The 12,583-nt window shown below is 72.1% G+C and carries 11 protein-coding genes; 4 read left to right on the forward strand and 7 right to left on the reverse strand.

What is annotated here, in order from left to right:
• Positions 1–54: 54 nt before the first annotated feature.
• Positions 55–648 carry a TetR/AcrR family transcriptional regulator gene (locus DEJ49_RS14885; RefSeq protein ID WP_223832838.1) on the reverse strand — a complete coding sequence of 198 codons (594 nt, stop codon included), beginning with the start codon at positions 646–648 and terminating at the stop codon, positions 55–57.
• Between the two features lie 202 nt (positions 649–850).
• Here DEJ49_RS14885 and DEJ49_RS14890 point away from each other — a divergent pair, with 202 nt between their 5' ends.
• Both DEJ49_RS14890 and DEJ49_RS14895 read left to right on the forward strand, forming a co-directional pair.
• Positions 851–4,138 (forward strand): S41 family peptidase, encoded by a 3,288-nt coding sequence (locus DEJ49_RS14890; RefSeq protein WP_223832839.1) that lies wholly within the window; start codon positions 851–853, stop codon positions 4,136–4,138.
• Between the two features lie 102 nt (positions 4,139–4,240).
• Positions 4,241–4,447, forward strand: a complete 207-nt coding sequence (locus DEJ49_RS14895) for a hypothetical protein (protein WP_150184566.1) — start codon at positions 4,241–4,243, stop codon at positions 4,445–4,447.
• Positions 4,448–4,517: 70 nt separating this feature from the next.
• Here the strand turns inward: DEJ49_RS14895 and DEJ49_RS14900 are convergent, their stop codons facing one another.
• The 3 genes from DEJ49_RS14900 to DEJ49_RS14910 are packed head-to-tail and all read right to left on the reverse strand — an operon-like array spanning position 4,518 to position 7,848.
• Positions 4,518–5,396: an SDR family oxidoreductase gene (locus tag DEJ49_RS14900; protein WP_150184567.1), complete on the reverse strand. Its 879-nt coding sequence runs from the start codon at positions 5,394–5,396 to the stop codon at positions 4,518–4,520.
• Positions 5,393–6,322, reverse strand: a complete 930-nt coding sequence (locus DEJ49_RS14905; RefSeq protein ID WP_150184568.1) for an alpha/beta fold hydrolase — start codon at positions 6,320–6,322, stop codon at positions 5,393–5,395. The genes DEJ49_RS14900 and DEJ49_RS14905 overlap by 4 nt, the downstream gene beginning before the upstream one ends.
• Entirely contained in the window at positions 6,319–7,848 is a 1,530-nt protein-coding gene (locus DEJ49_RS14910) for a flavin-containing monooxygenase (protein ID WP_150184569.1), read from the reverse strand. The genes DEJ49_RS14905 and DEJ49_RS14910 overlap by 4 nt, the downstream gene beginning before the upstream one ends.
• 236 nt (positions 7,849–8,084) lie before the next feature.
• Between DEJ49_RS14910 and DEJ49_RS14915 the strand changes: the two genes are divergently transcribed.
• Positions 8,085–8,711, forward strand: coding sequence for a MerR family transcriptional regulator (locus tag DEJ49_RS14915; RefSeq protein WP_150188247.1), 627 nt, complete (start codon positions 8,085–8,087; stop codon positions 8,709–8,711).
• 11 nt (positions 8,712–8,722) lie between these two features.
• On the opposite strand, the gene DEJ49_RS14920 is transcribed toward DEJ49_RS14915, so the two are convergent.
• Both DEJ49_RS14920 and DEJ49_RS14925 read right to left on the reverse strand, forming a co-directional pair.
• Complete coding sequence (locus DEJ49_RS14920) at positions 8,723–9,721, reverse strand: DUF6528 family protein (protein ID WP_223832840.1); 999 nt, start codon at positions 9,719–9,721, stop codon at positions 8,723–8,725.
• A 189-nt stretch (positions 9,722–9,910) separates the two neighbouring features.
• Positions 9,911–10,702, reverse strand: a complete 792-nt coding sequence (locus tag DEJ49_RS14925; protein ID WP_150184571.1) for an exodeoxyribonuclease III — start codon at positions 10,700–10,702, stop codon at positions 9,911–9,913.
• A 101-nt stretch (positions 10,703–10,803) separates the two neighbouring features.
• Between DEJ49_RS14925 and DEJ49_RS14930 the strand changes: the two genes are divergently transcribed.
• A complete protein-coding gene (locus DEJ49_RS14930; RefSeq protein WP_150184572.1) occupies positions 10,804–11,337 on the forward strand; it encodes a GNAT family N-acetyltransferase in 534 nt (177 codons plus the stop codon).
• A gap of 13 nt (positions 11,338–11,350) precedes the next feature.
• Here DEJ49_RS14930 and DEJ49_RS14935 read toward each other — a convergent pair whose 3' ends face one another.
• On the reverse strand, positions 11,351–12,562 hold the full coding sequence (locus DEJ49_RS14935; protein WP_150184573.1) for a sensor histidine kinase: 1,212 nt from the start codon (positions 12,560–12,562) through the stop codon (positions 11,351–11,353).
• Between the last annotated feature and the right edge of the window lie 21 nt (positions 12,563–12,583).

The following is a 12,583-nucleotide window of genomic DNA, read 5'->3' on the forward strand; positions in this document are numbered from 1 at the left end:
GAGAGCAGCCCGACGACGTGAGCGGTGCGCGTCAGGAACAGGGGGTGTTGCGGGTCAGATGCCGAGGGCGGGGAGGATCACGGCATCGATGTACGACGCGAGGAACTCGCGGTCGACCGGGCGGTCCTCGATGAGGTCCCGGGCGACGAAACCGCCGACCATCATGTGGACGACGTACTCCAGCGCCGGATTGTCCGCGGCGACCTCGCCGCGCTCCACGGCCCTGCGCAGCAGGTCGTTCAGGCCCGTCAGCTCCGGCTCGATGAGCAGGTTCCGCAGCGCCTGGTGGAGTTCGGGGTTGTCGTGGATGGCATGGAAGAGGCCCCGCATCAGCGCGGCGTCCTTCTCCATCTGGCAGTCGTCCGAGCGGGACACCATCTCGTACAGGTCGCCGCGCAGCGACCCGGTGTCGATGTCCGCGAGGGACGCCGGCTTGTTGTGCCGCAGCGCCTTGGCGATCAGCTCCGGCTTGCTCCCCCACTGGCGGTAGAGGGTCGCCTTGCTGGACCGGGTGCGGGCGGCCACGGCGTCCATGGTGAGGGCGTCGTAACCGACCTCGCGGAGCAGGTCGAGCACGGCCTCGTACAGCTCGGTCTCGCGCTCGGGCGTGATCCTGGTGCGCCGCGTCGGTGTCACGGTCTCCGCCACGATCCTCACCTCCTGCTCGCCACTCGGTACTCGTCACACGGAACGAAACGGTTTCGTACGCCATGACTGTACGCCTCACGCCGAGCGAAACGAAACCGTTTCGTACGTGTGCTGCGTCACCTCGCCGAGTACCCGGGGCACGCACCGCCATTCACCCCCGGCACAAGTTGCCGCCGCCCTCCGAGCGGAAAAGCATGGTGAGGTGACCGACGAGCGCGACGACCTCCAGGACGACCACGCCTACCTGCGTTTTCCGCACCTCAGCGGCGATCGCCTCTGCTTCGCGGCCGAGGACGACCTGTGGGTGGCGCCCCTCTCCTCCGCGGGCTCACCCGCCGACCGGGCCTGGCGGCTCACCGTCGACCGTACGAAGGTGGGCCACCCCCGGTTCTCGCCGGACGGCCGCCACATCGCGTACACGACCTGGCGCAGCCTCGACCCGGAGATCCACCTCGCACCCGTGGACGGCGGACCCGCGCGGCGCCTCACGTACTGGGGCAGCACCGACACCCGGGTCTGCGGCTGGTCCCCCGACGGCGACATCCTCGCCGTCTCCTCGCACGGCCAGCCCTTCTCGTACTTCTGCTGGGCCTACAGCGTGCCCACCGACGGCTCCCCCGGCGGCAAGCTGCCCTGGGGCCCGGTCTGGGACATCGCGATCACCGACTCGCTCGCCGACGGCGACAGCGAGCGCAAGACCCTCCTCCTGACGGGCAAACCGCCGCACGAACCCGCGGCCTGGAAGCGGTACCGGGGCGGCGCGACCGGCCGCCTGTGGGTGCACGGCGAGCAGATCCTCGCCGACCTCGACGGGCACCTCGACTCCCCCATGTTCGTCGCGGGCCGCATCGCGTTCCTCTCCGACCACGAGGGCGTCGGCAACCTCTACTCCTGCCTGCCCGACGGCTCCGACTTGCGCCGCCACACCGACCACGACACGTTCTACGCCCGCCACGCGTCCAGTGACGGCACCCGCGTCGTCTACCAGTGCGCGGGCGACGTCTGGCTGGTCGACGGCCTCGCGGCGGACTCCGTGCCCCGCAGGCTCGACGTGCGGCTCGGCGGGCCGCGCGCCGGGCGGCGGATCTACCAGGTGCCGGCCGCCCAGCACGTCGACGCGCTCTCCGTGGACACGACGGGCCGGGCCAGTGCCGTCGTCGTCCGCGGCTCCCTCTACTGGCTCACCCACCGCGACGGCCCGGCCCGCACCATCCACGACACCCCCGGCGTGCGCGTCCGGCTGCCCGAGATGCTCGGCAAGGGCGGCCAGGTCGCCTACGTCACCGACGCCGACGGCGAGGACGCCGTCGAGATCGCCTACCTGCCCCGGGCCAGCGGCGCCCGCGACCCGCGCAGGCTGGCGAGCGGGCAGCTCGGCCGCGTCCAGGAAATGGTGGCCGACCGCGACGGCGAGCGCCTGGCCATCGCCTCCAACGACGGCCGCCTGCTCCTCATCGACGTCACGGAGGAGTCCGACGGCGAGGTCACCGAGCTGATCCGCTCCATCAACGGACCCGTCCGCGACCTGGCCTTCTCCCCCGACGGCTGCTGGCTGACCTGGTCGCACCCCGGCATCGGCCGCTCCCTGCGCCAGATCAAACTGGCCCGTATCGCGGGCCCCGGCATGCGCGCGATCGTCGACGTGACCAACGGCCGCTTCGAGGACGAGAACCCCGTCTTCACCCGCGACGGCCGCTACCTCGCCTTCCTCTCCTGGCGCGGCTTCGACCCGGTCTACGACGTGCACACCGGCGACCTGTCCTTCCCGCTCGGCTGCCGCCCCTATCTCGTACCGCTGTCGTCGGCGACCCCGTCCCCGTTCGCCCTGCTGCCCGACGGGCGGCCCGCCGCGGGCGGCCTCGACCCGGCCGAGGGCAGCGGGGGCGACGGCACCACCATCGTGGAGATCGAGGGCCTGGAGTCACGGGTCACGCCGTTCCCCGTCTCCGCGTCGAAGTACTCGGCGCTGCATCCCGTCAGCGGCGGTGGCCTGGTCTGGCTGCGCTGGCCGATCTCGGGCGCGCTCGGCGAGACCTTCGTGAACCCCGCCGACATGTCAGGACGCCCCACCCTCGAGTACTTCAACATCACCAAGGCCAAGAAGTCCCAGCTCGTCGACCACCTCGACTGGTTCGCGCCCAGCGGCGACGGGTCGCGGCTCGTGGTCGTCGACGAGGGCGACCTGAGCGCCGTGCCCTCCACCGAGGTCGGCGACGTCGACACGACCGTCTGGATCGACCTGCGCCGCATCCTGCACGAGGTCGACCCGGCCGCCGAGTGGCGCCAGGCCTACGAGGAGGCGGGCCGGATCATCCGCGCCTACTTCTGGGACCCCGGGATGTCCGGCATCGACTGGGACGGCGTGCTCGCGCAGTACCGGCCGCTGGTCGAACGGGTCGCGTCCCCGGACGAGTTCGCCGACCTGCTCCGCGAGGTCCTCGGCGAACTGGGCACCTCCCACGCGTACGTCTCCCCCGCCCGCCGCAACGAGGGCCCGCCCCACTACCAGCGCGCCATGGGCCTCCTCGGCGCCAACCTCGTGCGCAGGGACGACGGCTGGATGGTCAAGCGGATCCTGCCCGGCGACTCCTCCGACTCCAAGGCGCGCTCCCCGCTCGCCGGCGCGGGCATCCGGGAGGGCGCGGTCCTCACCCACATCGACGGCCGCCCGGTCGACCCGGTCACCGGCCCCTACCCCCTGCTCTCGGCGGCGGGCGGCACCACGGTCGAGCTGACCTTCGAACCCGAGGGCGAGGGGCGGGCCCGCCGGGTCGCGATCGTCCCCCTCATCAACGAACGCCCCCTGCGCTACCAGGACTGGGTCGCCAAACGCCGCGACGTCGTACGGGAGTTGAGCGGCGGCAAGTGCGGCTACCTGCACATCCCCGACATGGGCGGCTCGGGCTGGGCGCAGTTCAACCGGGACCTGCGCCTGGAGGTGTCGCGGCCCGCGCTCATCGTGGACGTGCGCGGCAACGCGGGCGGCCACATCAGCGAGCTCGTCATCGAGAAGCTGACGCGCAGGATCCTCGGCTGGGACCTGACACGCAACGCCCAGCCGGTGTCGTACGCCTCGAACTCGCCCCGGGGGCCCGTGGTCGCGCTCGCCGACGAAGCCACCTCCTCCGACGGCGACATGATCACGGCGGCCTTCAAGCTGCTCGGGCTCGGGCCCGTCGTGGGGCAGCGCACATGGGGCGGTGTGGTCGGCATGACCGGGCGGCACACGCTCGGCGACGGCACGGTGATCACGGTGCCGATGAACGCGGGCTGGTTCGACGCGTACGGCTGGGGCGTGGAGAACCACGGCGTCAGCCCCGACCTCGACATCCTGCGCACCCCGCTGGACTGGGCGGAGGGGCGGCACGCGCAGCTCGACGACGCGGTGCAGCTCGCGCTGGACCTCCTGGAGCAGAACCCGGCGGCCTCGCCCCCGGACCACTCGGACGTGCCCGACCGACGCCGTCCGCCGCTGCCGCCCCGGCCGTGAAGCCCCGTACGCAGGGCCCCACATGATCGAAATGCGTGAAATGTCCGGTCGTGTAAATCTGGTCGAGGCCCCATCCCCCTCACCCAGAAACGGGAGAATCGCATGGGCATCAAGGACCAGTTCCAGGACAAGGCTCAGGACCTCGCCAACAAGGCCAAGGGCTCCATGGGCGAGAAGGGCGACCAGGCGCGCGACCGCGCCTCGCAGGCCCGTGACGAGGCGAGTGAGCGGTCCTCGCAGGCTCCGGACCAGGCCCGGGAGGCCGCGCAGGAGCAGCAGGACAAGTTCGACCGGGACTACGACGCCTGACGTGTAGCTCGTGCGAAGGAGGCCCCCGGGACGCCGGGGGCCTCTGCCGTTCCCGCTGCCGCCCGCCGGATCAACTCACCGCGCGCGCCTGCTCGTCCGCCGAACCGCCCGCCCCGACGAGCCCCGTCGACACGCTGCCGAGCCGCGGCTCGAACCGCTTCATCTCGCGCTGGCCGACCGACCCGATCACCGCGGGCAGATAGCCGCGGATGCCCTGCATGCCCCGCAGCCACCACTGCGCGTACACATGGCTGGAGCGGCGCTCGATGCCCGCCGCGATCCGGTCCACGGCGGGACCCAGCGGATACGTCTTGTTGGACGGCCACGGCAGCCGCTGCCGCAACTCCCGCATCACGTCGTCCTGGTCGGCGCCCCGCACCATGTCCGTGTCGGTCCAGGACAGATAGCCGACGCCGACCTTCACGCCCTTGTAGCCGACCTCGGCCCGCAGCGCGTGCGCGTACGCCTCCACGCCCGACTTCGACGCGCAGTACGCCGTCATCATCGGGGCCGGAGTGATCGCGGCGAGCGACGCGATCTGCAGCAGATAGCCGCGGCTCTCCATCAGGACGGGCAGGAAGGCCCGTCCCGTCACCGCGCTGCCGATGAGGTTGACCTCGATGACGCGGCGCCACGCGTCCGGGTCGGACTCCACGAACGGGCCGCCGCTGGCCACGCCCGCGTTGGCGACGACGATGTCGACCTTGCCGAAGTGCTGCTTGACCTCCTGCGCGACCTGCGCCATCGCCGTGTGGTCGGTGACGTCGGCGTGCCAGTGCGCGGACTCGGTGTGCAGCCGCTCCGACACTTTCTTCAGCTCGTCCGGCTCCAGGCCGACGAGGGCGACCTTCGCGCCGCGCGCCGACAGCTTGCGCGCGAGCAGTTCACCGACTCCGCGCGCCGCTCCCGTGACGACCGCGACCTGTCCTTCGAGGCTGACCCTGCTCATGCGCCCTCCTTGACCTGTACGTACGTTCCGACGATCTCCCTGATCCGTCCGGTGACGGCCTCGGGCGCCTCGATGGGTGTCATGTGTCCGATCCCGGGGAGCTCGGTGAGCCCCAGGCACTCCGGCAGGGCGGCGGCGATGCGCCGCGCGTGCACGACGGGAGTGAGGCGGTCGGACGTCCCGGCGATCACGGCCGTAGGCGTCTGCAACGCGCCGACCTCGACGTCCAGTTGCAGCGCGTCGAGGACGCTCGACCAGCCGTGGCGCACGTCCCGGGGGCAGGCGTGCACGATCCGCGCGCAGGCCTCGACCTTCTCGGGCCCGGCGCCGGGGCCCATCGTCGCGTACTTGAGGATCCGCTTGGCCACGGGCGTGACGGGCCCGAGCGGAGCACGCGAGCCGAGCACGGAGCGCGTGATCCGGGTCCGCGCCCGCCCGGCCCGCAGCAGCGGCACGACCAGCGACTCGGCGACCAGCGCCGAACTCCCCGTGCTGCACAGCAGGACGGCCGCGGCGTGCTCCCGCACCCCGGCGCGGCCGCCCGCGGCCATGATCGTCATGCCACCCATGGAGTGCCCCACGAGCACGGCCTTCTCGCCCGGCGCGAGCGTCGCCGCGAGCACCGCTTCGAGGTCGTCGGCGAGGGCCCGCGTGCTGTACCCGTCGGCGGCCGAGGGAGCCACGCTGCGCCCGTGCCCCCGCTGGTCGTACGCGATGACGCGGTGGTCGGTACAGAGGTCACGTATCTGCGCGGCCCAGAACGCCGTCGAGCAGGTCCACCCGTGGGCGAGCACCACGGCGGGTGCTCCTTCGGGGCCGTGCACCTCGACGTGGACGCGGGCGCCGTCCGCGGAGACGGCGGTGACCTCGCGGGCGGCGACGGGCGGGGCGTAGGGGCCGCTCGTCACGTGGGTCAGTCGGCTCATGCCCCGGCCTCGACCTTCTTGGCCTTGCGGGAGCCCGGTGCCGCGGGCTGCGGCTTCGGGGGCCGCACCACCTCGTACTCGGAGAGGTCGACGCGCCGCGTCGCCGCCCTGAACTCGGTGGTCGTACCGGGCCAGACGGTCGTGTTGACACCGTTCTCGTCGAGGTACCAGCTGTTGCAGCCGCCGGTGTTCCACACGGTCCGCTTCATCCGCTCCTGGACGCGGTGGTTCCAGGCGCTGACGGAGTCGGGCCGCGCGGCGAGGGCGGCGCGGCCCCCGAGGACGTCGAGCTGGCGCAGGTAGTCGGCCATGTAGTTCAGCTGCGACTCGATCATCAGGATCATGGAGGAGTTCCCGAGCCCGGTGTTCGGGCCGATGATCGTCATCCAGTTGGGGAAGCCGGCCGCGGTCGCGCCGCGCAGCGCGTTCATGCCGCCCTTCCAGCTCTCCATGAGGGTCTGGCCCTCGTCGCCCACCACGCGCTCGGCGATCGGCATGTCCGTGACGTGGAAGCCGGTGCCGAAGATGATCGCGTCGACCTCGGTCTCCGTGCCGTCCGCGGCGACGACGGTGTTGCCGCGGACCTCGCTCAAACCGCTGGCGACGACGTCGACATTGGGCTGCGCGAGCGCCGGGTAGTACGTGTTGGAGAGCAGGATGCGCTTGCAGCCGATGCGGTACGTCGGCGTCAGCTTGGCCCGCAGCGCCGGGTCCTTGATGGCCCGGTGCATGTTCCGCTTGGCGATCTGCTCGACCATGCCGAGCTCGTTGGGCCGCTTGGTGAACGCCTGGACCTGCAGCTCGCGGATGCCCCACAGGAGGCCGCGCCTGGCCTGCGTGGTGAACGGGAGCTGCTTGTGCAGCCAGCGCTCGGCGCCGGTGATGGCGCGGTCGGCGCGCGGCATCACCCACGGGGGCGTGCGCTGGAAGAGGGTGAGCTTGCCGACCTTCTGCTGGATCTCGGGCACGATCTGGATGGCGGAGGCGCCGGTTCCGATCATGGCGACGCGCTTGCCGCCGAGGTCGTAGTCGTGGTCCCAGCGGGCCGAGTGGAAGACCTTGCCGGGGAACGTGTCGAGGCCGGGAATGTCCGGGGTCTTGGGGTCGGAGAGCGGCCCGGTGGCGGAGACGACGACGTCGGCGCTGTAGGTGCCGTTGCTGGTCTCGATCACCCAGTGCAGCTGCTCGGCGTCCCAGGTCATCAGCTTCACCTCGGTGTCGAGGCGCAGATGGGGGCGGAGCCGGAAGGTGTCGGCGACGTGCTCCAGGTACGCGCGGATGTGCTCCTGGCCGGAGAAGGTGCGGGGCCAGTCCGGGTTGGGCGCGAAGGAGAACGAGTACAGGTGCGAGGGCACGTCGCAGGCGCAGCCCGGGTAGCTGTTGTCGCGCCAGGTGCCGCCCACGGCGCCGGCGCGCTCCAGTACGACGAAGTCGGTGATGCCCTCGCGGCGCAGCCGCACGGCGGCACCGAGGCCGCCGAAGCCGGATCCGATCACCGCCACCCGTACGTGCTCGTGCTCTGTCATTCCGCCGCCTCCCGGAAGTACCTGAACCCTGCCAGTGTCTACTGGCGCAATTGGGAGAGTAGGGCAGTCGCGTACTCATGGGTAGGGGTTCGGCGGGGGAAAGTTACCGGCGGTATCGCCGTCAGGCGCCCGGATAGGCTTCCCGTGTGGCAGACGAACGAGAAGTCGGAGCCGGGCACACGGCCCCCGGCGGCGCGGGCGGGGGCACGCCGGACGGCGGCGTACGCGAGTTCCGTATGGAGGCGCTGGCCGAGGAGGCCGGCATCACCGTGCGCACCGTGCGCTTCTACCGCGAGCGCGGCCTGATCCCGCCGCCCCGCCGCGAGGGCCGCATCGCCTGGTACGACGAGCACCACCTGGCCAGACTCCGCACGATCGCCGCCCTCCTGGAGCGCGGCCACACCCTGAACGGCATCGCCGAGCTCGCCGACGCCTTCGACAAGGGCCGCGACGTCGGCGAGCTCCTCGGCCTCGGCGAGCCGACCGAGGAGCAGCCGGTCCGCCTCACGCCCGAGGAGCTCGCCGACCACTTCGCGGGCGAGGTCACCCCCGAGAACCTCGTCGCGGCCCTGGACCTCGGCTACCTCGGCACGGACGGCGACGAGCTCGTCCACATCAGCCGCCGCCTGCTCGACGCGTCATCCACCCTCGTGCGCAAGGGGGTTCCGCTGGCCGCCGTCCTGGAGGCGGGCCAGCGCGTACGCGAACACGCCGACGCGCTCGCGGAGTTGTTCATCACCGTCATGCGCACCCACACGCCCGACACGGCGGACGTCGACATCGACCAGCTGCGTCCGCTCGCCAAGAGCGTGGTGGAGGCGGAGCTGTCGATGGCGCTGGACCGCCGCCTCAAGGAATCCTGACCTGACCGGACTCAGGCAGGCAGCCACCAACGCGCCTTGTAGATGCCGCCGTCGACCAGCTTGTAGGCGGACTCCGGGCGGTGCACGCTCACCGTCGTGGTCCACCAGGTCTCCCCGAGACCGGGCTCCGGGACGGTGGTCAGGACCTGCCCGGTCCGCGGATCGTCGCCGACGGCCTTCACGGACTTCCGGGAGATCTCCGCGGCCCCGGCGAAGTCCCGTACGAAGGTTCGGGACTTGATCTCGTACTGAAAGACGGCCGCGTTGGTCGTCACCCACAGCCGCCCCGGCCGCCCGGCGACGGGGGACAGGTCGTGCCCCCCGGGGGTCTTCCCCGGCGTGCCGACCGGCAGCCCGACCGCGTACGTCCGCTCCAGCGTCGGCCGCGCGGCCGTCCCGCCCACCTCGTACGTCACCAGCTCGTCGTCACCGAGCGCCCAGAGCACGCCCCGCACCCCGTCCCAGTGCAGCCCGTGCGCCCCCTTCAGCTCAGCCTCCGCGTACCGCGTGGCCCGCGGCCCCTGCGACGCCGCGTACAGCCGCACCCGCGCGCCCGTGCTGCACGCGACGGCCACGTTCCCGTCGGGCAGGATCTCGGCGCTGTGCGGGTTGAACAGGTCGTCGCCGGGCCCGATGGCCGTGCCCCAATACCGCCTCCCGGTCGGATGGTGGACGACGGCCACGAATCCGAACGACGCCGTCGTCAGGACGTACGTGTGCCGCCGGTGCAGCCGCGCCTTCGCCTCGCACGGGTAGACCCAGCTCACGTCGGGCAGCAGGTCCTTGTAGCGGGGGTCGCCGACGGGCGAGAACTCCCAGCGGACGACGGACGGGTCGGCGGCCGGGTCCCAGACGCGGCGCCGCGGGTCGAGCACGAGGAGCCGCTTGGACGCCTGCTCCGTCAGCAGTACGGGCGGCGTACCGACGGGAACCCCGCCGTCGCCGCCCGCCGCGTACGCGCGCGTGGCGGGCAGCACCGCCGCGATCCCGGCGCCGGCCGCACCCAGCACGACGGCACGTCTGGAAGGCCTCTCAGGTCTGGGCACGGTCGGCATGAAGTCCCCCTGACAGCTCGGCAGTTGGTCATGTACGCGACGCATGTACGCGACCGAAATCTGCCATGCCGCCCGGCCCCGGGACAGCCTTCTACCGGACTTTGTGACCGTGTCCCGGCGTCAGACACCCACCTGGCGTAGCCCCTACAGGTCGTAGACCACCGTGACGGGCGCGTGGTCGCTCCACCGCTCCCCGTGGCTCGCGGCGCGCTCCACGTACGCCTTCAGCGCGCGCTCGGCGAGCCCCGCCGTCGCGACCTGGTAGTCGATGCGCCAGCCCGTGTCGTTGTCGAAGGCGCGCCCGCGGTAGGACCACCACGAGTAGGGGCCCTCGACGTTCGGGTGCTGCGCCCGCACGACGTCCTCGTACTCCGCGAAGACCTCGTCCATCCAGGCGCGCTCCTCCGGCAGGAACCCGGAGTTCTTCTTGTTGCCCTTCCAGTTCTTGAGGTCGGCCTCTTTGTGGGCGATGTTCCAGTCGCCGCAGACGACGACGTGGCGCCCGTCGGCGGCGGCGCGCACCTTGAGCTCCTTCAGATAGGCGAGGAACTCGTCCATGAAGCGGACCTTCTCGTCCTGCCGCTCGGTGCCGACCTCGCCCGAGGGCAGGTACAGGCTGGCCACGGTGACGCCCGGCAGATCCGCCTCGACGTACCGGCCGCTGCCGTCGAACTCCTGCGACCCGAAGCCGACCCGCACCCGGTCCGGCTCACGGCGCGTGTACAGCGAGACACCGGCGCGCCCCTTGGCGGCGGCGGGCGCGTGCACGACGTGCCAGCCCTCGGGGGCCCGCACCTCGTCGGGCAGCTGGTGCTCCTCGGCGCGCACCTCCTGGAGGCACACCACATCGGCCGAGGTGTCGGCGAGCCACTCGACGAAGCCCTTCTTGGCGGCGGCGCGCAGCCCGTTCACATTCACGCTGGTCACAGTGAGCATCCCGGCACGATACCGGCCCTTACCGGCACACTGGTCCGGCACCGCCGTCACCACACCCACCACACCCACCACCGGGAACGCATAGAAGTACGATGGAGCGCATGACTATCCAGACGAACCCCGCCGCCACCGTCACCCCCGCCGGGATACACCTGCGCACCGTCACGTTCGCGCACCCCGACGCGGTCCGGCTCAACGACCTCGTCCAGCTCGAGTACGCGGAGCGCTACGGCGACGAGGGGGACGTCACACCCCTCGACCCGACCATGTTCGAGCCGCCACGCGGCCGCTACTTCATCGCGTACGACGAGCAGGGCACCGCACTGGCGACGGGCGGCTGGCGCGGCATGGACGGGACCACCGGGCGCGACGAGAACTACCGGGACGGCGACGCCGAACTGAAGCGGATGTTCGTCACCGCGGAGGCCCGCGGGCTCGGCCTCGCCCGCCGGATACTCGCGGCCCTTGAGGCCGACGCGAAGGCGGCGGGCCGGGTCCGCATGGTCCTGGAGACGGGCACGAAGCAGCCCGAGGCGATAGCCCTCTACACCTCCAGCGGCTACACCCCCGCCGCGGAGAAGTTCGGCCTCTACCGCTTCGACGACCTGAGCCGCTGCTACGAGAAGTTCCTGTAACCCGGCCCCGGCGCTACGCCCTCACGGCCGACCGCAGATCGAGCACGGCCTCGGCCCCGCCCCCCGCCGGATTGCCGAACCGCAGCCCCGCCCCGAGGACCTGCGCCTGCCCCTGCGCGATGGTCAGCCCGAGCCCGAGGCCCACGCCCTTCTCCCCGCACCCGCTCCGGAACCGCTGCGGCCCACCGGACAGCAGGGACTCCGGAAAGCCGCCCCCGGAGTCCCGCACCCGCACCACCCCGCCGTCGACCTCGACCGTCACCGGCGCCGCCCCGTGCCGCAGCGCATTACTGACGAGGTTGGCGACGATCCGCTCCACGCGCCGCGGATCCGTCACGACGCGCACGTCCCGCACGACGGAGACGGTCACACCGTCCGCACCCGCGGCCCCGGCGGCCGCCGACCTGCGCACGAGCGCTCCGAGCTCGCCGGGTTCGGCCGCGACCCGCTCCCCCGCCCCGTCGAGCCGCGCCACCTCGATGACGTCGTCGACGAGCTCCCGCAGCCGCCCCGCGGACTCCTGGACGAGTTCGGAGGGGCGCCCCGGCGGCAGCAGCCCGGCCGCCGTCACCATGCCGGCCACCGGGGTGCGCAGCTCGTGCGCGATGTTCGCCGTCACCTCGCGCTCGGCCTGCAGCCGGGCCGCGAGCGCGTCGGCCATGGTGTTCACGGCGGACGCCAACTGAGTGATCTCGTCCTTGCCGCGCAGCGGCAGCCGCGCCGTCAGATCGCCCTCCGCGATGCGCTGCGCCGCCCCGGCCTTGGTCCTGAGCCGCCGTCCGAGCCTGGTGGCGACGAGCAGCCCGGCGGCACAGGCGAGCGCGGTCCCGAACCCGCCCGAGATCCACAGCACCCGGTCCAGGTCCCGTACGGTCTCCGCCTCCCTGTCGTAGGGCCGCTTCAGCGCGATGACCTCCTTGCCGTACTTGGTGGCCGCCCACAGCTGCGGAATGCGCCCGGTCCGGTCCAGATAGACGCCCCACCGCCCGTTCGCCACGGCCCCGGCGAGCGGCCCCGGCAGGTCGACGGGGTCGATGAGCGTACGGTCCCCGTCGACCCCGGCCGCGTGGTCCTGCACGGCGGTCTGCAGCCGGTCCCCGATCTGGCTGCGCGCACCCGCGTACTGCGCCTCGACGGTGCGGTGGTGGACGAGCAGCCCCATCACGACGGACACCAGCGCGGCGGTGCCCGCGATGGCGATACCGATCTTGGTACGAAGTCCCATGCCGTTCCCGTTCCCCGCACC

Origin of the sequence: Streptomyces venezuelae, assembly GCF_008642335.1 — a bacterium.
Classification (GTDB): Bacteria; Actinomycetota; Actinomycetes; order Streptomycetales; family Streptomycetaceae; genus Streptomyces; species Streptomyces venezuelae_F.